The 20,317-nt window shown below is 71.6% G+C and carries 22 protein-coding genes, 1 pseudogene and 1 riboswitch; of the genes and pseudogenes, 12 read left to right on the forward strand and 11 right to left on the reverse strand.

What is annotated here, in order from left to right; translation table 11 throughout:
• Positions 1 to 105: 105 nt before the first annotated feature.
• The gene (locus E9998_RS24215; RefSeq protein WP_136532322.1) at positions 106 to 594 is read left to right on the forward strand and encodes a cupin domain-containing protein; all 489 of its coding nucleotides are present in this window, start codon (positions 106 to 108) and stop codon (positions 592 to 594) included.
• A gap of 52 nt (positions 595 to 646) precedes the next feature.
• Here E9998_RS24215 and sucD read toward each other — a convergent pair whose 3' ends face one another.
• The 5 genes from sucD to E9998_RS24240 form a co-directional block, all read right to left on the reverse strand.
• Positions 647 to 1,534 (reverse strand): succinate--CoA ligase subunit alpha, encoded by an 888-nt coding sequence (gene sucD / locus E9998_RS24220; RefSeq protein ID WP_136532323.1) that lies wholly within the window; start codon positions 1,532 to 1,534, stop codon positions 647 to 649.
• Between the two features lie 4 nt (positions 1,535 to 1,538).
• Positions 1,539 to 2,717 (reverse strand): ADP-forming succinate--CoA ligase subunit beta, encoded by a 1,179-nt coding sequence (gene sucC, locus E9998_RS24225; RefSeq protein WP_136532324.1) that lies wholly within the window; start codon positions 2,715 to 2,717, stop codon positions 1,539 to 1,541.
• A gap of 609 nt (positions 2,718 to 3,326) precedes the next feature.
• Entirely contained in the window at positions 3,327 to 3,758 is a 432-nt protein-coding gene (locus E9998_RS24230; protein WP_136532325.1) for a coenzyme B12-dependent isobutyryl CoA mutase small subunit, read from the reverse strand.
• Between the two features lie 114 nt (positions 3,759 to 3,872).
• Positions 3,873 to 4,868 carry a hypothetical protein gene (locus E9998_RS24235; protein ID WP_136532326.1) on the reverse strand — a complete coding sequence of 332 codons (996 nt, stop codon included), beginning with the start codon at positions 4,866 to 4,868 and terminating at the stop codon, positions 3,873 to 3,875.
• 119 nt (positions 4,869 to 4,987) lie between these two features.
• Positions 4,988 to 5,374 carry a MarR family winged helix-turn-helix transcriptional regulator gene (locus E9998_RS24240; RefSeq protein WP_136532327.1) on the reverse strand — a complete coding sequence of 129 codons (387 nt, stop codon included), beginning with the start codon at positions 5,372 to 5,374 and terminating at the stop codon, positions 4,988 to 4,990.
• Between the two features lie 86 nt (positions 5,375 to 5,460).
• On the opposite strand from E9998_RS24240, the gene E9998_RS24245 reads away from it, so the two are divergent.
• Entirely contained in the window at positions 5,461 to 6,921 is a 1,461-nt protein-coding gene (locus E9998_RS24245) for an MFS transporter (RefSeq protein WP_136532328.1), read from the forward strand.
• A gap of 53 nt (positions 6,922 to 6,974) precedes the next feature.
• Here the strand turns inward: E9998_RS24245 and E9998_RS24250 are convergent, their stop codons facing one another.
• From E9998_RS24250 to E9998_RS24260, 3 genes are read right to left on the reverse strand one after another with little or no spacing between them, the layout of a single operon-like run.
• A complete protein-coding gene (locus E9998_RS24250) occupies positions 6,975 to 9,455 on the reverse strand; it encodes an FtsX-like permease family protein (RefSeq protein WP_136532329.1) in 2,481 nt (826 codons plus the stop codon).
• Between the two features lies 1 nt (position 9,456).
• A complete protein-coding gene (locus E9998_RS24255) occupies positions 9,457 to 10,224 on the reverse strand; it encodes an ABC transporter ATP-binding protein (protein WP_136532330.1) in 768 nt (255 codons plus the stop codon).
• Positions 10,221 to 10,451, reverse strand: a complete 231-nt coding sequence (locus tag E9998_RS24260) for a hypothetical protein (RefSeq protein ID WP_136532331.1) — start codon at positions 10,449 to 10,451, stop codon at positions 10,221 to 10,223. The genes E9998_RS24255 and E9998_RS24260 overlap by 4 nt, the downstream gene beginning before the upstream one ends.
• Positions 10,452 to 10,744: 293 nt before the next feature.
• Here E9998_RS24260 and E9998_RS24265 point away from each other — a divergent pair, with 293 nt between their 5' ends.
• The 5 genes from E9998_RS24265 to E9998_RS24285 all read left to right on the forward strand — a co-directional run bounded on the left by E9998_RS24265 (position 10,745) and on the right by E9998_RS24285 (position 14,103).
• Positions 10,745 to 12,052, forward strand: a complete 1,308-nt coding sequence (locus E9998_RS24265) for a sensor histidine kinase (protein WP_136532332.1) — start codon at positions 10,745 to 10,747, stop codon at positions 12,050 to 12,052.
• On the forward strand, positions 12,040 to 12,687 hold the full coding sequence (locus E9998_RS24270) for a response regulator transcription factor (protein WP_136532333.1): 648 nt from the start codon (positions 12,040 to 12,042) through the stop codon (positions 12,685 to 12,687). Before E9998_RS24265 ends, E9998_RS24270 begins: the two co-directional genes overlap by 13 nt.
• Positions 12,688 to 12,722: 35 nt before the next feature.
• Positions 12,723 to 12,947 (forward strand): hypothetical protein, encoded by a 225-nt coding sequence (locus E9998_RS24275; RefSeq protein ID WP_204745633.1) that lies wholly within the window; start codon positions 12,723 to 12,725, stop codon positions 12,945 to 12,947.
• Complete coding sequence (locus E9998_RS24280) at positions 12,944 to 13,261, forward strand: type II toxin-antitoxin system PemK/MazF family toxin (RefSeq protein ID WP_136532334.1); 318 nt, start codon at positions 12,944 to 12,946, stop codon at positions 13,259 to 13,261. The genes E9998_RS24275 and E9998_RS24280 overlap by 4 nt, the downstream gene beginning before the upstream one ends.
• A 149-nt stretch (positions 13,262 to 13,410) precedes the next feature.
• The gene (locus E9998_RS24285) at positions 13,411 to 14,103 is read left to right on the forward strand and encodes an MIP/aquaporin family protein (RefSeq protein ID WP_136532335.1); all 693 of its coding nucleotides are present in this window, start codon (positions 13,411 to 13,413) and stop codon (positions 14,101 to 14,103) included.
• A 51-nt stretch (positions 14,104 to 14,154) separates the two neighbouring features.
• Here the strand turns inward: E9998_RS24285 and E9998_RS24290 are convergent, their stop codons facing one another.
• Genes E9998_RS24290 through E9998_RS24300 form a run of 3 tightly spaced genes read right to left on the reverse strand, consistent with a single transcriptional unit; the run spans position 14,155 to position 15,294 of the window.
• Entirely contained in the window at positions 14,155 to 14,499 is a 345-nt protein-coding gene (locus E9998_RS24290) for a HepT-like ribonuclease domain-containing protein (RefSeq protein WP_136532336.1), read from the reverse strand.
• Positions 14,496 to 14,816 (reverse strand): nucleotidyltransferase family protein, encoded by a 321-nt coding sequence (locus tag E9998_RS24295; RefSeq protein WP_136532337.1) that lies wholly within the window; start codon positions 14,814 to 14,816, stop codon positions 14,496 to 14,498. Before E9998_RS24295 ends, E9998_RS24290 begins: the two co-directional genes overlap by 4 nt.
• A 37-nt stretch (positions 14,817 to 14,853) precedes the next feature.
• Entirely contained in the window at positions 14,854 to 15,294 is a 441-nt protein-coding gene (locus E9998_RS24300) for a thermonuclease family protein (protein ID WP_158299978.1), read from the reverse strand.
• Positions 15,295 to 15,408: 114 nt separating this feature from the next.
• Here E9998_RS24300 and E9998_RS24305 point away from each other — a divergent pair, with 114 nt between their 5' ends.
• From E9998_RS24305 to E9998_RS24325, 5 genes and pseudogenes are all read left to right on the forward strand, one after another.
• Positions 15,409 to 16,752: a cell division protein PerM gene (locus E9998_RS24305; protein WP_136532339.1), complete on the forward strand. Its 1,344-nt coding sequence runs from the start codon at positions 15,409 to 15,411 to the stop codon at positions 16,750 to 16,752.
• Complete coding sequence (gene purN, locus E9998_RS24310) at positions 16,749 to 17,384, forward strand: phosphoribosylglycinamide formyltransferase (RefSeq protein WP_136532340.1); 636 nt, start codon at positions 16,749 to 16,751, stop codon at positions 17,382 to 17,384. Before E9998_RS24305 ends, purN begins: the two co-directional genes overlap by 4 nt.
• Positions 17,385 to 17,415: 31 nt before the next feature.
• A pseudogene (locus E9998_RS24315) lies at positions 17,416 to 17,901 on the forward strand (VanZ family protein); the annotation flags it as partial.
• 78 nt (positions 17,902 to 17,979) lie between these two features.
• Positions 17,980 to 18,143: riboswitch (ZMP/ZTP riboswitch) on the forward strand.
• A 26-nt stretch (positions 18,144 to 18,169) separates the two neighbouring features.
• Entirely contained in the window at positions 18,170 to 19,714 is a 1,545-nt protein-coding gene (purH, locus tag E9998_RS24320; protein WP_136532342.1) for a bifunctional phosphoribosylaminoimidazolecarboxamide formyltransferase/IMP cyclohydrolase, read from the forward strand.
• Between the two features lie 219 nt (positions 19,715 to 19,933).
• Positions 19,934 to 20,284 carry a TFIIB-type zinc ribbon-containing protein gene (locus E9998_RS24325; protein WP_136532343.1) on the forward strand — a complete coding sequence of 117 codons (351 nt, stop codon included), beginning with the start codon at positions 19,934 to 19,936 and terminating at the stop codon, positions 20,282 to 20,284.
• The last annotated feature ends 33 nt before the right edge of the window (positions 20,285 to 20,317 follow it).

Raw genomic sequence — 20,317 nt, forward strand, 5'->3', positions numbered from 1 at the left:
GATGATTTCCGGTCCGCCGGGCGGTCTTCACGTGTGCACCGGCCTTCACGAGCCCGCCGGGGCGCGGGACCCGCGCCGCCGGTCCGGAGCAGAGAGCGAGCGAACATGTCCTACCCCGAACCGAAGTACTTCGGCGACCACGGCGAGATGAACGCGCAGTTCCGGCCCGCCGGGGCCGCGCCGGACCTGACCTACCCGAACGGCGGCACCGCCGGCTACCTCGCCACGGGCGCGACCACGAACGGCCAGTTCGGCCTCTACCAATGGAACATGAGCGGCGCCCGCTCCGGGCCCGACCCGCACTTCCACCGCACCATCTCCGAGTCCTTCTACATCCTCTCGGGGAGCATCCGGATCTACAACGGCGCCAAGTGGGTCGACCACGTGCCAGGCGACTTCGTGCACGTCCCCGAGGGCGGCGTCCACGGCTTCCGCAACGAGTCCGGCGAGCCCGCCTCGATGCTCCTCATGTTCCATCCCGGCGCCCCGCGCGAGGACTACTTCGAGGGCCTGCTGACGATCGGCGACATGACCGACGAGGAGCGCAAGGCGTTCTTCGCCCTCCACGACAACTTCTGGATCGAGGAGGACTGACGCGACGAAGGCCGGGCGGTTCCCCGCCCGGCCTCCTGTGTCCTTGCCCCGCTTAGAGGTTCTCGACGACCTCGCGCATGAGGCGGGCGGTCTCGCTCGGGGTCTTGCCGACCTTGACCCCGGCGGCCTCCAGGGCCTCCTTCTTGGAGTCGGCGGTCCCGGCGGAGCCGGAGATGATGGCGCCGGCGTGGCCCATCGTCTTGCCCTCGGGTGCGGTGAAACCGGCGATGTAGCCGACCACGGGCTTGGTGACGTGGTTCTTGATGTACTCGGCCGCGCGCTCCTCGGCGTCGCCGCCGATCTCGCCGATCATGACGATCGCCTTGGTCTCGGGGTCCTCTTCGAAGGCCTTGAGGCAGTCGATGTGGGTGGTCCCGATGACCGGGTCGCCGCCGATGCCGACGGAGGTCGAGAAGCCGATGTCGCGCAGCTCGTACATGAGCTGGTAGGTCAGCGTCCCGGACTTGGAGACGAGGCCGATCGGGCCCGAGCCGGTGATGTCGGCGGGGGTGATGCCCGCGTTCGACTTGCCGGGGCTGGCGATGCCGGGGCAGTTCGGGCCCACGATGCGGGTCTTGTTGCCCTTGGACTCGGCGTAGTTCCAGAAGGTCACGGAGTCGTGCACCGGGATGCCCTCGGTGATGACGATGACCAGTTCGATCTCGGCGTCGATCGCCTCGATCACGGCGGCCTTGGAGAAGGCCGGGGGCACGAACACGACGGAGGCGTTCGCGCCGGTCTCACTGATGGCCTCCTGCACGGAGGCGAACACCGGCAGGCTCACGCCGTCGACGTCGACCTTGGTGCCGGCCTTGCGCGGGTTCACGCCGCCGACGATCTCGGTGCCGGCCTTGAGCATGCGGCGGGTGTGCTTCATGCCCTCGGAGCCGGTCATGCCCTGGACGATGACCTTGGAGTTCTCATTGAGGAAGATCGCCATCGGACTACGCTCCCTTGTTCGCGAGTTCGGCGGCCTTGTCGGCCGCGGCGTCCATGGTCTCGACCACGGTGATGAGCGGGTGGTTCGCGTCGGCGAGGATCTTGCGGCCCTCCTCGGCGTTGTTGCCGTCGATGCGGGCGACGAGCGGCTTGGTGACGTCCTCGCCGCGGTCGGCGAGCGTCTGGAGCGCGCCGAGGATGCCGCGGGCGACCTCGTCGCACGCGGTGATGCCGCCGAAGATGTTCACGAACACGGACTTGACCTGCGGGTCCGACAGGACCACTTCGAGGCCGTTCGCCATGACGGCCGCGGAGGCGCCGCCGCCGATGTCGAGGAAGTTCGCGGGCTTGACGCCCCCGTGGTTCTCGCCGGCGTACGACACGACGTCCAGCGTGGACATGACGAGCCCCGCGCCGTTGCCGATGATGCCGACCGCGCCGTCGAGCTTGACGTAGTTGAGGCCGGAGTCCTTGGCGCGCTGCTCGAGCGGGTCGACCGCGGCCTTGTCCTCGAACTCGGCGTTCTCGGGGTGGCGGAAGTCGGCGTTCTCGTCCAGGGTGACCTTCGCGTCGAGCGCGAGGACCTTGCCCTCGGGGGTGCGCACGAGCGGGTTGACCTCGACGAGCGTGGCGTCTTCGGCCACGAACGCGCCCCAGAGCTTGACGAACACGTCGACGAGCTGGTCGCGCAGGTCCTCGGGGAACCCGGCCCGGGTCACGATGTCGTTCGCGATCTCCTCGGTGACGCCGACCCCGGCGTCGATGGGGAGCTTGACGACCTTGTCGGGGTCGGTGTGGGCGACCTCTTCGATCTCCATGCCGCCGGCGACGGAGGCGATGCACAGGAAGGTGCGGTTCGCCCGGTCGAGCAGGTAGGAGAAGTAGTACTCGGAGTCGATGTCGGCGGTGACCGTCAGCATGACCTTCTCGACGGTGTGGCCCTTGATGTCCATGCCGAGGATGTTCGTGGCGTGGGTCTTGACCTCGTCGACGGTGTCGGCGAGTTTCACGCCGCCCGCCTTGCCTCGGCCGCCGACCTTCACCTGCGCTTTGACGACCACCCGGTCGCCGAGGCGCTCTGCGAGCTCCACGGCCTCCTGCGGGGTGGTGGCGACGCCGCCGTCCAGCACCGGCACACTGTGCCGGGCGAACAGTGCGCGGCCCTGGTATTCGTACAGATCCACTGTAGAGTCCGCTCCACTAGCTAGTCTTCCTTGACCGGACGGCCCTGGGCCTCCCCGCCCGCGGCGCGGCCAGGGGCCGCGTTCCCGGTGAACCGGGTCCGGCGAGCGGGGCACAGGTACAGGTGCCCGTTATCGCAGGGTAACCCGCGGCGAGCGGTCGGGGCGTCCGGCAGGCGGCCGGTGTGATGAGTCTGGCGGCCGGATCGGCGGCGCCGGGCCCGGCCTGGCGGTTCACGGCCGGTGCGAGGAATTGTGCGCTCGGGGCAAAGAGGCGGGGACCGGACGCACCCCTCAGGCGTCCGGTCCCCTTAGCGGGAACCAAGCCCACCCCTCAATGGCTTGATTCCCTTAGGCACGATGCCCTATCGCCACCCCTCAATCGACAGGGCATCGGCAGTTTGTGGCACAGCTCTAGCGTGTTACCGATGAGTTCGAAATCATCGTTCAATGCGCTGAGGCCGTATCCGAGCGGCGCTTTCGCGCCGCTGCCGATGCGTCTTCGGCGTTCTTTCGAATGCCTCCGACACCTATAAGAACGAGACCGCCCGAACCCGGTTACGGTCTCGCCAAAGAATTTTTCGAAGCGGGCGTCGCCGCAGGCAGCGGGCCTCAGGCGGCCGCGCGGCTGCCCTGATCGGGTGAGGGCACATGACCGCGCACCCACTCGGCGATCACCTGGGTCGAGGCGCCGGGGCCGAAGATCTCGGCCACGCCGGCCTCGCGGAGCTCGGCCGCGTCCTCGTCGGGGATGATGCCGCCGCCGAAGACGACGATGTCGCGCGCGTCGGCCTCGTCCAGCAGGCGCAGCACGCGCGGGAAGAGCGTCATGTGGGCGCCGGAGAGGATGCTCAGGCCGATCGCGTCGGCGTCCTCGGCGAGCGCGGTCGCCACGACCTGCTCGGGGGAGTTGTGCAGCCCGGTGTAGACCACTTCCATGCCCGCGTCGCGCAGGGCCCGCGCCACGACCTTCGCGCCCCTGTCGTGGCCGTCGAGTCCGACCTTGGCCACGACCACTCGGATCGGCGCGCTGCTTGCAGACATGGAAGTACCTCCTTGTACGGAGACCGCGGCACGCACGGCGCTTGTGGCGAGCCGTGCGTGCCGCGGCCGATGCATACGAGTGAGCTTAGTCGCGACCGGTGTGAGCCGGTAGGGCTAACCGCCGTAGGGCGGCTGCGGGGGCTGCTGCCCCTGCTGCGGGTACCCGGGGGGCGGCGGCGGGTAGCCGCCGGGCTGCTGCGGCTGGCCGTACGGCGCCTGCTGCTGGGGCTGCTGCTGCGGGTAGCCCGCCTGCTGCGGGTAGCCGTAGGGCGCGGCGGGGGCGCCCTTGATGTAGGCCTTGACGGCGTCGTCCTTGATGTAGAGGAAGGACGCGTAGCCGTAGGCGGCGCCGAGCACGAGGTAGAGCACGACGCTGATGAAGTCGAGCGTGATGAGCGCACCGAGCACCGAGAGCACGGAGCCGCCGGCGCCGATCATCATGAGGATGATGCCGGTCAGGCGCAGGCCCGCGGCGGGGATCTTCCCCTTGGGCAGCGCCCAGCCGTACCAGCCGAACGCGGCGGAGAACAGCAGGATGAACAGGGCCGCGCCGACGCCGAAGGGCCCCAGCATGGCGATGAACACGATCGCGGCGACGACGCCGAGGCCGGCGCCGATCATGGCAATGAGGCCGATGCGCTTGATGCCCTCGGGCGCCTCGCCGGCCGGGACGCCCGGCTGGGCCTGCGGGTAGCCCTGCTGCGGCGGCGGGCCCGGGTAGGGCTGCTGGCCGTAGCCCTGCGGCGGCTGGGACTGCTGGGGCGGCTGCTGGCCGTAGCCGGGCTGGGGCTGGCCGAGCGGCGGCTGCTGCGGCTGCTGGGTCGGCTGGTAGCCGGTCTGGGAGCCGCCCTGCTGGGGCATGACGGTGGTCTCGGCGTACGTCGCGGCCTGCGGTTCGGCCGGGCCGGTCGGGTTGCCGAGGGGGGAGGGCGGCGGCGGGGGCGTGCCGGGCGCGCTCGGGACGGCGCCGCGCTGGATCTTCATGGTGCGGTCGAGGTTCTCCTCGCCGCCCGCGGGCGGCGCCGCCGGGGGAGGGGTTCCGGCACCGGGCTTGAGCTTGAAGGTGCCGCCGTCCTCGTCTTCGGGTCGGTCGTTCTCAGGGGGAGTCATTGCATCCACGCTCCAAGCCGGATCAGGTCGTGACTTCTCTCGCCTTCACCTTACCGACCCTGTACAGGGGGTGGGTGCAGCCGTCCCGCGTCCGGCGCGAACGCCAGGGGCGCATCGCCTCAGGAGAGGTGCTTGACGAGGACCTCGCGGTGGGTCGGCTGAGCGGCCTTGAAGCGCTCGCGGCCGGAGGGGGTGAGCATGAGGAAGTTCGCGCGCCGGTCGAAGTCGCACACCGCGCGGGTGACCAGGCCCGCCTTCTCCAGGCGGGTGACGGTGCGGGAGAGGGCGCTCTGGCTGAGGTACATCTCGGCCTCGATGTCCTTCATCTTGGCCTTGCCCTCGCCGTCGCCGCAGCACTTGGACAGGATCAGGAGCACCTCGAACTCGCTGAGCCCCAAGGCGTGTCGAGCCTGGAGCTCGGATTCGAGCTCGCACGATGTGGTGTGGTACACGCGCAGTGTCTCAGACCACTTCACACATACGTCGTCGTCCGGTGCAGCGTCCATGACCAGGAGATTACCATGTCAAGACATTTAATGTCCATGCATTTGATGTGTTGACATCCAATGCACGCGCATGTAAATTCGTGCCCATGACGATCACTGCCACCAAACCCCTGGAAGACGAACCCGCGAACCGCATCGACACCCCGGCGCATACCCCGGCACACGCCCCGAGCCGCTGGGGACCGAAGCTCTGGGCCGTCCTCTTCGTCGCCGGACTCGCGATGTTCCTCGACGCGCTCGACGTCTCCATGGTCGGCGTCGCGCTCCCCTCCATCGGCGCCGAACTCGGCCTCGAAACCGCCTCGCTCCAATGGATCGTCAACGGCTACATCCTCGGCTACGGCGGCCTCCTTCTCCTGGGCGGACGCATGGCCGACCTCCTCGGACGCCGCCAGGTCTTCCTCACCGCGCTCGTCGTCTTCGGCGCCGCCTCCCTCATCGGCGGCCTCGTCGACAACGAGGCCCTGCTCATCGCCTCGCGCATCGTCAAGGGCGTCGCCGCCGCGTTCACCGCCCCGGCCGCCCTGTCGATCATCACCACCACCTTCAAGGAAGGCCACGACCGCAACAAGGCCCTGTCGATCTTCACCGTCTTCGGCGCCACCGGCTACGCCTCGGGCCTCATCGCCTCCGGCCTGCTCACCAGCATCGACTGGCGCCTGACGTTCTTCGCGCCCGTCGTGGTGGTCGCCGGCGTCATCATCGCCGCCTTCTTCGTGGTCCCCAAGAACGCCGAGCGCGAGAAGGGGCACATCGACTTCGCCGGCTCCGCCACCCTCACCGGCGGCATGCTCGCCGCCGTCTACACCATCGTCACCGTCCCCGAGACCGGCTTCACGCCCCTGGTCACCGCCACCACCGTGGCCGCGGTCGTGCTTCTCGGCGCGTTCTTCATCATCGAGAACAAGGTCGCTCACCCGCTGGTGCGCCTGAGCATCTTCAAGGTCAAGTCGATCGTGCGGGCCAACCTCGCCGCACTCGCGATCTTCGGCTCCTACATCAGCTTCCAGACGATCGTGTCGCTCTACCTTCAGAACACGCTCCAGTGGGAGCCGATCCAGATGGCGCTCGCGCTGGCCCCCGCCGGGATCATCGTCGCGGTCCTCTCCCCGTTCGCCGGGAAGTTCATCGACCGCTACGGCACCAAGTCGATGATCATCGCTTCGATGGCCGCGTTCGTCCTCGGCTACCTCTGGTTCATCGCCCGGGGCGGCAGCGCCGAGCCGAACTACGTCGTGGACTACCTGCCCGCGTTCCTGCTGCTGGGCCTCGGCTTCGCGCTCGGCTTCTCCTCGGTCATGGTCCAGGCCACCGAGGGGATCGCCGACGACGAGCAGGGCCTCGCCTCCGGCCTCGTCCAGACCTCGGGCCAGATCGGCGGCGCGGTCGTCCTCGCCGTCGTCACCGGCCTCATCTCCGGCGGCGCCGCCACGAGCATCGCGCAGTACCGCCCCGGCCTCTACATGGTCACGGCCGTGGCCCTCATCGGCCTCGCCGCCAGCGCGACGGCCCTCCTGGGCCGCCGCACCGCAGTCGAAGCCGCATAACCACACACACCCGCTAGGGCCGCCGTCTCCGGACGGCGGCCCTAGCCGCGTCATCAGTCGACCGCCAGCGCCGCCGTCGGCGGTCCCGACAACGCGCGGCGGGCCGGGATCGCGGTGGCGGTCCAGGCGAGCAGGACCGCGACCGCGACGGTGGCGGGGATGACCCACAGCGGCCCCTGCGGCCAGGGTTTCCCGAGGAACCCGAGGCCGAGCACGGCCATCGGGAGCCCCGAGAACGACAGTCCCGCGCCGACCGCGACGGCGGCGACGAGGAGCGCTTCGCGCGACACCATCGCCCGCACCTGGCGGGGCGTGGCGCCGACCGCGCGGAGCGCGGCGAACTCGGTGCGGCGCCGCGAGGTGGCCGCGACGAGGCCGTTGGCGGTGCCCAGGAGCACGTAGCCGGTCATGGCGAGGGTCGCCATGAGGCTGATCCACTGGTCTGGGGTCATCCCGGACGGCTCGCGCGGCACCGTAGCGCCCGCCTCGACCGCCAGGCCCGTGCCCGCGGCCCAGTCGGCGACCGCGATCGGATCCCCGGCGACGAGTGCGGCCTCGTAGAAGCGCGGGCGTTCCAGCAGGTCGGCGGCGAGCACGATCGACCCGAAGCCGAAGCCGCGCTCGTAGGTCCCGCCGACCTCGGGTTCGATCCTGGTCCCGTCGGCGAGGACGAGTTCGATCCGGTCGCCGACCTCGACGCCCCACAGGCGGGCCGAGGCGGCGGCCACGGCGACGGTGCCGCCGCGTCCGAGGTCCCCTTCGACCGACCCGAGGTCGGCGACCTGTTCGATGCCGGGCGTGAACGCCAGGGCCGCATACGGTTCGGCGGCTCCGGCGTCGTCGGTGACACGCAGGACGGTGGTGTGCGCGACGCCCACGGCGCCCTCCACGCCCGGGGTCGCTGCGAGCTCGGCGAGGTCGGCGGGCCCGACCGGACCGGTGACGGTGGCGTCGGCCCTCGCGCCCTCGGCGATCTCGGCGGCGGTGACCTCGGTGTACGTCGTCTGCGAGAACACCTGGGTGATCGTCAGGCCGACCGCGAGCGCGAGGACCGCGACGGCGCCGGCGGTGCGGCGCGCGAACGCGCGGCTGTTCATGACCGCCAGCCACATCGGCGCGGGCGTGCGGTCGTCGAGGCGGCGAGCGGCGCGGCCCGTGAGCGCGCCGACGATCACCGGCCCGGCCATCGCGAAGCCGATGACGGCCACGATCGTCGCGGTCACGGCGGCGATGAACGCGGACTCGCCGGGCACGGCGAGCGGCAGGAGCGACTGCGCCCCGGTGGCGAGCAGCAGCGCGATCCCGGCGAGGGTGCGCACGCGTCCGGGCGCCTTCGGTTCGACCCGGGCTTCGGCGACCGCGGCGGTGGCGGGCAGTCGCGAGGCGCGCATGGCGGCGCCGCGCGCGGCCACCTGGACGGTGAGCAGCAGCAGCGCCGCGACCGCCAGGACGCTGATCGGCGTGCGCGCCAACGGGAGTCCTTCGGGGAGCATCCCGGAGTCGGTGAGGAAGCCGGTGAAGGCCCCGGCGAGGAGGTGCCCGGCAGCGACGCCGGGGACGAGCGCGATCGCCGCGGCGGCGGTCGCCTGCGCGGCGATCAGGCGCCGCACCTGGCGCGGAGTGGCGCCGACGGCGCGCAGGAGCGCGAGGTCGCGGCGCTGGTTCGCGACGGCGACGCCGATCGCCCCGGCCGTGATGAACCCGACCAGGAGCGTGACGGTGCCCCCCATCGCGAATGCCATTGCGACGAGGTCGCCCGTCGCGGCCTGGTTCTCGAGCCGTTCGAGGTCGCCGCGGGCGTCGCCGGTGGCAACCTCCAGGCCCGGCAGCGCCGCCCGCAGGTCGCCCGCGACGGTCTCGGGGTCGGCGCCCGGCGCGGTGCGGACGGCGATGAGGTCGGTCTCGTCCTCGCCGAGGCCCGCGAGGCCGCGGGCTGTCGCGGTGTCGGTGTGGACGCCGGGGGCGTCGGTGAGGCCCACGACGGTGAACGTCTCGTCGCCGCCCGGTGTCGTGATCGTGAGCGGGTCGCCGAGGTCCAGGCCCGCGGCCGCGGCGGTCGCCGCATCGAAGGCGATCTCGCCGGGCCCGTCGGGCGCGTCGCCGTCCACGGCCGCACCGGTGAGCGCGGCGGTGTCCCAGCCGTGCCCCTCGACCGGCTCGCCGCCGGGCATCCGGGCGGTGAACGCGACGTCGGCGGCCGCGGCCTCCACGCCCGGGACCGCCAGGACCGCCTCGACCAGATCCGCGTCGATCGCGTCCCGTTCGGGCAGCGGCACGTCGACGTCCTCGGGCACCGCGTGGCGCTGCGTCGCCGCCACCAGCACCTCGGCGCCGTCGAGCCGTTCGGGGCCGACATGCGAGGTCAGGCCGGTCTCGGCGAGGACGGCCGCGACGGTGATCATCGCGGCCCCGCCCGCCACGGCGAGGCCGACCGCGACGAGGCCCGCGAGGCGCCGCCGGGCCATGTGCAGCGAGGGCCCGGCCATGCCGATCCGGCCGCTCGGCAGGCGGTCCACCGGGGCGCGCCGTGCCACGTCAGCGCCGCCCGAGCGTCGTCAGGCGCCGGGCGAGTCCGGCCGCGTCCGGGTTCGTCACGTACGCGTCGATGCGCCCGTCCGCGACCACGCAGGCCGCGTGGGCGTGCGCGGCGGCGGCCGGGTCGTGGGTGACCATGACGACGGTCTGCTCCCACTCGTCCACCAGCTCGCGCAGCAGGTCGAGCACCTCGGCGGCGGTGTCGAGGTCGAGCGCGCCGGTCGGCTCGTCGGCGAAGACCACGGCGGGCCGGGCCGCGAGCGACCGCGCGATCGCCGCGCGCTGCTGCTGGCCGCCCGAGAGCTCGGCGGGCCTGCGGTCGAGCAGGTCCGCGATGCCCACCCGCTCGACCAGGTGCCGCAGCCAGGTGCGGTCGGCCGCCGCGCCCGACAGGCGCAGCGGCAGCGTCAGGTTCTCCTCCACCGTCAGCGACGGCAGCAGGTTGTACGACTGGAAGACGAAGCCGATCCGCCTGCGCCGCAGCAGGGTCCGCTTGGTCTCGCTGAGACCCGACAGGCGGTGGCCGCCCACGTGGACCTCGCCGCTCGTCGGGTCGTCGAGCCCGGCCGCGCAGTGCAGCAGCGTTGACTTGCCCGACCCGGACGGGCCCATGACCGCGAGGAACGTCCCCCGCTGGACCTCCAGCGAGACCCGGTCGAGCACCGTATGAGCGCCGTCGTACGTCTTGGTGACCTCGCGCATGAGCAGGGCCGGAGGGCGGGTCGCGTCGGTGCGCAGCCCGCCGTGAGGGGCGGCGAGGGTCTTCATCGGCGCTTCCCGGACACGAGCGCGCGGACGATGAGCGCGATGCCGCTCACGGCGGCCATCGCGCCGAACGGGATCGCCAGGAGCCACAGGCCGACCGCCTGGAGCCCGACGTTGAAGGCCGCGCCGCCGACGAGGCCGATCCACAGCGCGGAGCTGGTGAGCTTGTAGTGGTCGCCCGCCGCCGGCGGCGCCTGCCGCGGGGCGGAGATGCGGTACTGGTCGTTCATGGTGTCCCTCCGGATCTGATGGTGTCGACGCTATGGCGGATCGCCTTCTCGCCCAATGCGGTCAGCTGCCGTTTCCCAGGTGGGGGCAGCAGGAGGGCCCGAGGTACAGGCAGCTGTAGCGACGATCCGCGCCGCTGCGGGTAGGTTTCTGAGTCGACGGCGGACCGGCACGTCAGAACCGCCGAAACCGTGCCGCCGAAAACCGGTGCCGCTGAGGACCGAGGCGGTTGCGAACCGGGCCGCCGAAACCGGAACCGTTGGAAACCAGGACTGCCGAGAACCAGGGGGTGCGCATGGCCGAAGACCAGCCCGGGCGCTGGCGCGCCCGCTTCGACGCGCTCCTGCGCGTGGACGGCACCCAGGGCGACTCGCGGTCGCTCCTGTTCGCGTCGCTGCGCGCCTCCGGGTACGGGGCCGTGGGCGCCGCGTACGGCATCCTCGCGCTGTACACGCTGCCGTTGGTCCTGCTCACGGGGGCGCTCGCGGTGCTCGGCGTCGGGCGCCCGCTCGTGGCGCCGATGATGCAGTGGGTGCGGATCGTCGCCGGGCTCGAACGGCGGCGCCTGCGCCGCCTCGGCCACGACGTCGAGTCGCCCTACACCGGGCCGATCGCCGAACCGCCGCGCTCGCTCAAGGAGGCCCGCACCGACCCGAGCGCCCGCCGCGACCTGCTGTGGACGGTCCTGCACGGCACGTGGGGCCTCATCCTCGGCGCGATCCTGCTCCAGATGCCGTTCATCGCCGTCCGCGACGTCACCTACCCGCTGTGGTGGTACTTCGCGCCCGAGTCCGAGCAGCAGATCCTCAACGGCCTCCTCACCGCCCAGAGCGCCAACACCGCGATCCTCGGGTGCGCCACCGGCATCGCCGTGTTCGCCCTGTGGCTCCTGTTCGGCCCCAAGATCCTCGGCCTCCAGGCCCGCCCGGGCGTGAACCTCCTCGGCCCCGACCCCGAGGTCGACCTGTCCGAACGCGTCGCCCGCCTCACCGCGACGCGCGCCGCCGCGCTCGACGCGCACGCCGTCGAGCTGCGCCGCATCGAACGCGCGCTCCACGACGGCGCGCAGAACCGGCTCGTCGCCGTCAACGTCCTCATCGGCGCGGCCCGGCGCGAGGTCACTCGTTCGCCCGAACGCGCCGACGAGATCCTCGAACGCGCCCAGACCACCGTCGAGGAGTCGCTCGCCGAACTGCGCGCGGTCGTCCGTTCGATCCTGCCGCCGGTCCTGGAGGACCGCGGCCTCGCGGGCGCCCTGAGCGCGCTCGCCTCCGACTGCGCCGTTCCGTGCACCGTGCAGGTCGACGTGGAGGGCCGGTGCCCCGCGAGCGTGGAGGCCACCGCCTACTTCGTGGTCGCCGAGTCGCTCACCAACGTGGCCAAGCACTCTCGCGCCACGTACGCCTCGGTGGTCGTGATCCGCAGATGGAATACCCTCAGGGTCGTCGTCGCCGACGACGGCCGCGGCGGCGCCGACGCCGAAGGCGGCTCGGGCCTGGCGGGCATCGCGCGCCGCGTCGAGGCCCTGGACGGGACGGTCGTCGTCTCCAGCCCCGAGGGCGGGCCGACCGAGATCAGAGTGGAGCTGCCGTGCGGATCGTGATCGCCGAGGACGACACCCTCCTCCGCGAGGGCCTCAACCTCGTCCTGCGCGGCGAGGGCTTCGACGTCGTCGCCTCCGTCGGCGGGCCCGAGGAGTTCCTGGCCGCCGTCGCCGAGCACCGCCCCGACGTCGCCGTGGTCGACGTGCGGATGCCCCCGACCCACACCGACGAGGGCATCAAGGCCGCCGTCGCCGCCCGCCGCGCCCAACCGGGCCTGGCCGTCCTCGTCCTCTCCGCCTACGTCGAGCAGAGCTTCGCCACCGACCTCCTCGCCGATGGCGCCCGCAGCGTCGGCTACCTCCTCAAGGAGCGCGTCGGCCGCGTCGACGCGTTCGTGGAGGCCCTGCGCCGCGTCGCCGACGGCGGCACCGCCATCGACCCCGAGGTCGTCGCCCAGCTGTTCGCCCAGCGCCGCGCCGACGACCCGGTCGAGCGCCTCACCCCCCGCGAGAAGGAGGTCCTGTCGGTCATGGCCGAGGGCCTCGGCAACACCGCCATCGCCGCACGCCTGTTCATCACCGAGAACGCCGTCCACAAGCACATCCGCAACATCTTCCTCAAGCTCGACCTCAACCCCGGCGACCAGACCGACCGCCGCGTCGCCGCCGTCCTCCACTACCTCGAACGCGCCTGACCAGGCTGTATTACAAAATGTGATACGATGAGGTCATGTCGACACTCAACGTACGCACCGACGAGGCCATGGATCGAGCCCTCGCCGCTCTGACCGCGAACGGACGCACGAAGACCGAGGCCGTTCGGTACGCGTTGCTGCACGCCTACCGGGACGAGGTCATCCGGCAAGCGCGCGAGGACTCCGAACGGCTGGCCGCCGACCCTGACGACCGGGCCGAGATGCTGGCGATCCAGCGGTTCCTGGGACTCCTCGATTGATCTTCCGCGGAGCGATATACGAAATCCGACCATTGGCAGGACGAGGACACGAACAGCGCGGCAAACGCTACTGCGTGGTCATCCAGTCCGATCGCTTCGCTTGCAGCACCGTGACGGTCGCAATGACCTCCACCAGCGCCGGAGAGGCGGTCTACCGGCCGGAGTGCGAGCTCCTCGGCGCGAAGACCCGTATCCTCACCGACCAGATCCAATCGCTCGACCCCAGTCGGTTCGGCGACTTCAAAGGCGCGCTGGAGCCTGATGAGCTTGCCGACCTCGATCGTGCGCTCATCATCAAACTGTCACTGGTCTGAGGACTCCGGCCGACCGGCCTCCTCCACTACCTCGAACGCGCCTGAGCGGGCGCCGGTAGCCGTCCAATCGGGGCGAATCGGCCCCTGGGGCCTTCGATGCTGCGATCCTCGATGACTGGACGGCACGCACCGGCATCGAGGAGGACGTCATGCGAGCGATCTGGGCCGAACTCATCGGCACCTTCTGCCTGGTCTTCTTCGCCGTCGGCGCGGCCGTGTACGGGATCGAGCCCGAAGGGGTCGGGTACGTGGGCGTCGCGCTCGCGTTCGGCCTCGTGCTGTTCGCCCTCGCCTACGCGCTCGGCCCGATCTCCGGTTGCCACGTCAACCCGGCGGTCACGCTCGGCGCGCTCCTGACCGGCCGCATCGGCGTCGGCCCCGCGGTCGGCTTCTGGATCGCCCAGTTCGCCGGCGGCATCGGGGCGGCCGCGCTCCTGAAGTACATGACGACCGGCGGCGGCGCCACCGACCAGACCGGCGCGCTCGGCGCCAACGACTACGGCGCCACCGTCGACGTCGGCGGCGCCTTCGTCATCGAGACGCTCCTGACGTTCCTGCTCGTGTTCGTCGTCCTCGCCGTTACCAGCAAGAAGGGCGCCACGCCCGCCGCGGGCGCCGCCATCGGCCTCGTCCTCGCCGTCATCCACCTCGTCGGCCTCCCGCTCACCGGCACCTCGGTGAACCCGGCCCGCTCCCTCGGCCCCGCCCTCTTCGCCGGCGGCGCGCCCCTGGAGCACCTGTGGCTCTTCATCGTCGCCCCCCTCTGCGGCGGCATCCTCGCCGCCATCGTCCAGCCCCTCCTCTACGGGCGCGAACGCACGCCCGTCGACGAAGCGGTCTGATCGAACACGAAGGGGCCCGGCCGCACAACGGCCGGGCCCCTCGCGCATGCGTCAGTCGTGGGCGGCCACATCAGGATGTGCCTCGCTCAGCCGATCGGCGAGTCTGGGGATGTCAACGGCCGCCACATTCCACAGGAGGTCGAGATCGACATCGAAGTAACTGTGCACCACCCGGTTGCGGGTCGCGACGATCTGCCGCCACGGGACATCCGGAATGGCCGCGGTCGCCTCCGGTGAGAGGCGGTTCGCAGCCTCGCCGATGATCTGGATCAGGTGGACGACGGCCAATTGCGCGTATTCGTCGGCATCGAATCCGTCTCGGCCCTCAGCAACCTTGCGCCGGATCTTCTCCGCCGCCTCCAGGATGTCCGCAAACCGCTCGCGGTCATCCCTCACAGCCGGATCGCCTCCGCCAGCACCCGGTCGCGTATGCGCGACTTCAACCCCGAGACCGTCGACACCTCGGTGTACACCCCGAGCAACTGCTCGACGTCGAGCGCGAACCCCGCCATGTCGAAGTAGCCGCGTCCCGGCGCGACGTCCACGAGCAGGTCCAGGTCGCTGTCCTCATCGGCCTCGCCGCGGGCCACCGAACCGAAGACGCGAATGTTGCTGAGGCCGTGCTGCTCGCCGATGCGCGCCAGATCGGTGCGATGGGATCGCAGCTCGGCGACCGTCACGCGCCGCCGCCGCGCGGGTTGATCGATGGCCATGGAGTACCTCCTCGACAGCCGATACTACTGTCGGTGACTATTCGCGGTGGGCGGCGGAGGACCACATGCCGCGGCGTTCGGCCCTGGCGAGCTTCTCGGCCTTGCGGAGGGTGTCGCCGATGGTGAGCTCCTGGTGGCGCAGGATGTAGGTGTGGGCCATGCCCTCGGCGACGGCGAGGACGGCGTAGTTCATGCCGTTCTCCATGACGACGTGCGCCAGGAGGCGGTCGTACTGGTCGAACATGGGGTCGCCGGGGTCGGTGAACAGGTGGACGGTGCGGCCTTCGAGCTTCTTCTTGGCGTAGAGCTTCGCCTCCTCGCCCCAGTCCTCCTCCTCGCGGTACCCGCCCGACTCGGGGGAGTTGATGCCCATGATGCGCACCCGCACCTTCTCGCCGTCGATCCTCGCGCGGAACGTGTCGCCGTCCACCACGTCGTAGGCCTCGACCGTCGCGTAGAAGTCGCCCGGACCTTCCATACTGCCGCCTCCTTCGGCCCGCCCCCACGGGCGGGATCGCCGACCCATCCTCGCATTCGGCGGCCCGTCATGGGAACCGTCCTCCACGTGCCCCCTTGTGACAGACTGGTCGGCGTGGAGCAGCGACCAGATCGAAGGCCCGGCCGGGCGGGAAGCGCGCAGCGCGCGACCGTGCCGATCGACGTCGCCGCCGACCCCCTCCCGTCCCAGCGCGCCACCGAGGCGATCCCCGTGCGCGGCAAGGCCGCCCGACGCCCCCGCGCCCTCCTCGCCTCCGCGCTCGCCACCACCCTGTGGTCCATCGTGGTCGTGTTCACGCCGATCCTGGTGTGCGTCATCCTCGGCTGGTGGCAGGCCGGCGCCGAAGGGTCCGTCGCGACCGTGGCCGCTGCCGCCGGGGTCGTCTGGCTCTCCGGGCACGGCGCGCCCGTCGACATCGGAACGATCCACCTCAGCGTCGCCCCGCTCGCGCTCACCGCCCTCATCGCCTGGCGCCTCGCCAAGGCCGCCGCCGGAACCACCCGGGCCATCGGCGGCAGGGACGCCGCGGCCGTGCGCGCCGCCGCCGGTCTCGTCACCATCCTCTACACCGGAGCGGTCGCCGGAGTCGCCGCCCTGTGCAGCACCGGACCGTTCACCGTGGACCTCCCGGCCGCGCTCGCCCACGCCGCGCCGCTCGTCATCGCCGCCACCGCCTACGGCGCGGCCCGCGAAGCCGGGGTCCTGCCCTGGGACACCTCCTCGTTGTGGCTGCGGCGCGGCCTGCGCACCGGCATGACCACCGCCGGAGCGGTCCTCGCGTGCGGCGCGGCCGCCACCGGCGTCGCCTTCGCCGTGCGCGGACCCGTCGTCGCCGACACCCTCGGCGTCTACGGGGACGAGTCCTGGATCGTGGCCCTCCTGAGCCTGCTCTACCTGCCGAACCTCGCCGTCTGGGCCGCCGCCTACATCACCGGGCCCGGCTTCGCCGTCGGCACCGACACCGCCGTCCAGGCCGCGCTGGTCGAACTCGGCCCGCTCCCGGCCTTCCCGGTCTTCGCCGCCGTGCCCACCGCGCCGCTCCCCGACTACGCGACCATCCTCATCGGACTGCCGGTGATGCTCGCGGCCGTCTTCGGCGTGGTCCTCACCTACCGCTCCCCGGACCTGCGCGTCCCCCGCGTGACGACCGCGGCGATCGTCGCCGCGGCCACCGCCGCCGCCGTCCTCGGCCTCCTCTCCTATCTCTCCGGCGGCGCCGCGGGCGTCGACCTCCTCGCCGTCCTCGGCCCCGACCCGCTCGCGGTCGTCGCCCTCGGCGGCGTCCAGTTCCTCATCGGCCTCGTCGGCGCCGCCCTCGTCGCCCGCCTGTTCGCCGTGCACCGCCGGGCCGCCGAAGCCGAGCTCGTGCGCAGGGACACGGTGGTCATCCCCGAGCCCTCGCCGAACCGCGACGACGCGTTAGGGTTCTCGGCGTGACCGATGTCCCGACCTCCGGGTCCGCAGCCGCCGCCAAGCTCGTCGTCCTCGTCTCCGGCTCCGGCTCGAACCTCCAGGCCCTGCTCGACGCCTGCCAAGACCCGGCCTACGGGGCCCGCGTCGTCGCCGTCGGCGCCGACCGCGACGGCACCTACGGCGCCGAGCGCGCCGCGAAGGCCGGCGTCCCCACCTTCGTGCACCGCGTCAAGGACCACGCGACCCGCGACGCCTGGGACGAGGCCCTCACCGCCGAAGTCGCCGCCCACGAGCCCGACCTCATCGTCTCCGCCGGGTTCCTCAAGCTCTGCGGGCCGCGCTTCCTGGCGGCCTTCCCCGGCCGCTACATCAACACCCACAACTCGCTGCTCCCGGCCTTCCCGGGCATGAACGGCCCCGGCGAGGCCCTCGCCGCGGGCGTCAAGCTCGCCGGAGCGACCCTCTTCATCTGCGACGCGGGCGTCGACACCGGCCCGATCGTCGCCCAGTGCGCCGTCCCCGTCGAGGACGACGACACCGTCGAGACCCTCACCGAGCGCATCAAGGAAGCCGAACGCGCCCAACTGGTCGCCGCCGTCGGCCGCATGGTCCGCGACGGCTGGAGCGTCGAAGGTCACCGCGTTCGACTGGGCTGACCGGGCCGGGTTTCGACTAGGCTGATCGGCCATGCGACCCCTCGCCGTCAACTCCCTCGAAGCGAACACGCTCTACGTCGCCTTCGCCCTGCTGCCGCTCGCGTTCGGCGTCGCCTGGGCGCTCGCCGCTTGGCGCATCCGCGCGGGACGGCCGCGCCGCGAGGCCTGGCTGCACTCCCTCGCGGAGGTCGGTGCGGTCGTCGGCTCGGTGCCGCTGCTGTTCCTCGGCCTCACCTCCCGCGAGGGCGCGAACGCGCTTCAGCTCGTCCCGTTCGTGGACCTCGCCGACCTCGCCGGCGCCGGGCCGCGCCGGATCGTCGAGCAGCTCGCGGGGAACCTGTTCGTGTTCGCCGCCGCGGGGTTCTTCCTGCCGGTCCGGTTCAGGCTCGGCCTCGGCGCGATCGCGGTCGGTGCCGTCGTCGCCGCCGTGACGCTGGAGGCGCTCCAGTTCACGCTCCTGACCGGCCGGGTCGTCTCGGTGGACGACGCGCTCATGAACGCGTTCGGCGGGGTCCTGGCGGCGCTCGCCTCCCGTCCTTGGTGGCGACGCTCACGCGACGCGGCCGAACCGCGGTCCGAAGCGGCCGTGTTACGCTCGGCTGGTCGCGACTGGCGAGTGACGTCTTTCGAGGTTTCCCGTGGCACGGACCGGGCAGCTCGTTGTTGAGGGGGGACCTTCAGAGACGGTCACGGGTGGAGTACCACCAGGGAGCGGCACTGCTGAACCTGTTACTGCGGTCGAACGCCTGGGCCGCAGTCATTACTCGATCAGGAGCAGTGCACACATGTCCGAGCGGAAGCTCATCAAGCGAGCCCTCATCTCCGTCTACGACAAGACCGGTGTCGTCGAACTCGCGGCGGACCTCCACGCGTCGGGCGTCGCGCTCGTCTCGACCGGTTCGACCGCGGCCCGCATCGCCGAGGCCGGCATCCCCGTCACGAAGGTCGAGGAGCTGACCGGCTTCCCCGAGATCCTCGACGACCGCGTGAAGACCCTCCACCCGAAGGTCCACGCCGGGATGCTCGCCGACGTCCGCCGCGACTCCCACCGCGCGCAGCTCGCCGACCTCGGCATCGAGGCGTTCGACCTGCTCGTGGGCAACCTGTACCCGTTCGCGGCGACCGTCGCCTCCGGCGCGGGCTTCGACGACATCGTGGAGAAGATCGACGTCGGCGGCCCCTCGATGGTCCGCGGCGCCGCCAAGAACCACGCGAACGTCGCCGTGGTCGTCGACCCGGCCGACTACGACCTGGTCCGCGCCGCCGCCTCCGAGGGCACCACCGCCGAGCAGCGGCTCCGCCTGGCCGCCAAGGCCTTCGCGCACCTCGCCACCTACGACGCGGGCGTCGCGACCTGGCTCGCCGAGCAGGTGGCAAGCGACGACCTCGGCGACTTCCTGGCCGTGCCGATGGCCAAGCTCGCCGACCTGCGCTACGGGGAGAACCCGCACCAGGCCGCCGCCGTCTACAGCGTCCCCGGCGCGGCCGGGCTCGCGCAGGCCGAGCAGCTGCACGGCAAGGCGATGAGCTTCAACAACTACACCGACGCGGACGCCGCCTGGCGCGCCGCGCACGACTTCGTCGAGCCGACCGTGGCGATCATCAAGCACGCCAACCCGTGCGGGATCGCCTCGGGCGCCTCGATCGCCGAGGCCCACCGCAAGGCCCACGAGTGCGACCCGCTGAGCGCCTACGGCGGCGTGATCGCCGCGAACACCGAGGTCGACGCCGAGGCCGCCGCCCAGATCGCCGAGATCTTCACCGAGGTCGTGGTGGCCCCGGCGTTCAGCGACGAGGCGATCGCGATCCTCTCGGCCAAGAAGAACCTCCGCATCCTGCTGGCCCCGGAGTGGGCCCCGGCCGACGTCGAGCTCAAGCCGATCTCCGGCGGCGTGCTCGCCCAGCGCCCCGACCGGGTCGACGCCGACGGCGACGACCCCGAGAACTGGACCCTCGCCACCGGCGACGCGGCCGACGAGGCGACCCTCGCCGACCTCGTGTTCGCTTGGCGCGCCGTGCGTTCGGTGAAGTCGAACGCGATCCTCCTCGCCTCCGGCGGCGCCTCCGTGGGCGTCGGCATGGGCCAGGTCAACCGCGTCGACTCCGCGAAGCTCGCCGTCGAACGCGCCGGAGCCGACCGCGCCCGCGGCGCGGTCGCCTCCTCCGACGCGTTCTTCCCCTTCCCCGACGGCCTCCAGATCCTCATCGACGGCGGCGTCAAGGCCGTGGTCCAGCCCGGCGGCTCGGTCCGCGACCAGGAGGTCATCGCCGCCGCGAAGGAAGCCGGCATCACGATGTACCTGACCGGCACGAGGCACTTCACGCACTAGCACCGACGACGTCGAGGGCCGCGCGGGGAATGCCCCGCGCGGCCTTTCGGTCCAGCGGCCGGAATGAACGCGCGCCGGTGCCGTTCGTATCGTTTCGCGCCGATTGCCCGCGCCGTGCGTGCGCCTTTCACACTTCTGTGTCACCACCTGTGAGAACTCACAGGTGGGGAGCCCCTACCTGGTTGGGCATCCACTCTGATTCCACGATAGGTTCATGTCATGATGCAGATGCTCTGTCCGAAATGTCAGAACCCCATGCACCAGTACGAGCGCAACGGCGTAGTCGTGGAGCAGTGCTCCGAATGCAAGGGCATTTTCCTCGACCGCGGCGAGCTCGAACACCTGATGAATGCCGAATCCTCCTACCAGCGCGGTGCCGCGGTCGCCCCTCCGGCCGCACCGTCGCGCGAGCCCCGCTACGACGAGCGCCGGGACGACCGCCGCTACGACGACCGTCGGTCCGACGACCGCCGTCGCGACGACCACTACGACGACCGTCGCCGTGACGGCGACTACCACTACAAGAAGAAGAAGCGCAAGAGCGTCTTCGAGGACCTCTTCGACTTCTAGCCCAGGCTTCCAGCCGCCGCCCGGTGCGTCCGG

The sequence above is a fragment of the Glycomyces paridis genome (assembly GCF_004912155.1).
Lineage (GTDB): Bacteria > Actinomycetota > Actinomycetes > Mycobacteriales > Micromonosporaceae > Glycomyces > Glycomyces paridis.

What these genes read in the sequence shown, in the direction of transcription:
- E9998_RS24215 (WP_136532322.1), top strand. Translation starts at nt 106, where the DNA reads ATGTCCTACCCCGAACCGAAGTACTTCGGCGACCACGGCGAGATGAAC.
- E9998_RS24240 (WP_136532327.1), bottom strand. Translation starts at nt 5,374, where the DNA reads ATGGACGCTGCACCGGACGACGACGTATGTGTGAAGTGGTCTGAGACA.
- E9998_RS24260 (WP_136532331.1), bottom strand. Translation starts at nt 10,451, where the DNA reads ATGAACGACCAGTACCGCATCTCCGCCCCGCGGCAGGCGCCGCCGGCG.
- E9998_RS24295 (WP_136532337.1), bottom strand. Translation starts at nt 14,816, where the DNA reads ATGGCCATCGATCAACCCGCGCGGCGGCGGCGCGTGACGGTCGCCGAG.
- E9998_RS24300 (WP_158299978.1), bottom strand. Translation starts at nt 15,294, where the DNA reads ATGGAAGGTCCGGGCGACTTCTACGCGACGGTCGAGGCCTACGACGTG.
- E9998_RS24325 (WP_136532343.1), top strand. Translation starts at nt 19,934, where the DNA reads ATGATGCAGATGCTCTGTCCGAAATGTCAGAACCCCATGCACCAGTAC.
- purH (WP_136532342.1), top strand. Translation starts at nt 18,170, where the DNA reads ATGTCCGAGCGGAAGCTCATCAAGCGAGCCCTCATCTCCGTCTACGAC.
- E9998_RS24285 (WP_136532335.1), top strand. Translation starts at nt 13,411, where the DNA reads ATGCGAGCGATCTGGGCCGAACTCATCGGCACCTTCTGCCTGGTCTTC.
- sucD (WP_136532323.1), bottom strand. Translation starts at nt 1,534, where the DNA reads ATGGCGATCTTCCTCAATGAGAACTCCAAGGTCATCGTCCAGGGCATG.
- E9998_RS24245 (WP_136532328.1), top strand. Translation starts at nt 5,461, where the DNA reads ATGACGATCACTGCCACCAAACCCCTGGAAGACGAACCCGCGAACCGC.
- E9998_RS24255 (WP_136532330.1), bottom strand. Translation starts at nt 10,224, where the DNA reads ATGAAGACCCTCGCCGCCCCTCACGGCGGGCTGCGCACCGACGCGACC.
- E9998_RS24235 (WP_136532326.1), bottom strand. Translation starts at nt 4,868, where the DNA reads ATGACTCCCCCTGAGAACGACCGACCCGAAGACGAGGACGGCGGCACC.
- E9998_RS24265 (WP_136532332.1), top strand. Translation starts at nt 10,745, where the DNA reads ATGGCCGAAGACCAGCCCGGGCGCTGGCGCGCCCGCTTCGACGCGCTC.
- E9998_RS24275 (WP_204745633.1), top strand. Translation starts at nt 12,723, where the DNA reads ATGTCGACACTCAACGTACGCACCGACGAGGCCATGGATCGAGCCCTC.
- E9998_RS24230 (WP_136532325.1), bottom strand. Translation starts at nt 3,758, where the DNA reads ATGTCTGCAAGCAGCGCGCCGATCCGAGTGGTCGTGGCCAAGGTCGGA.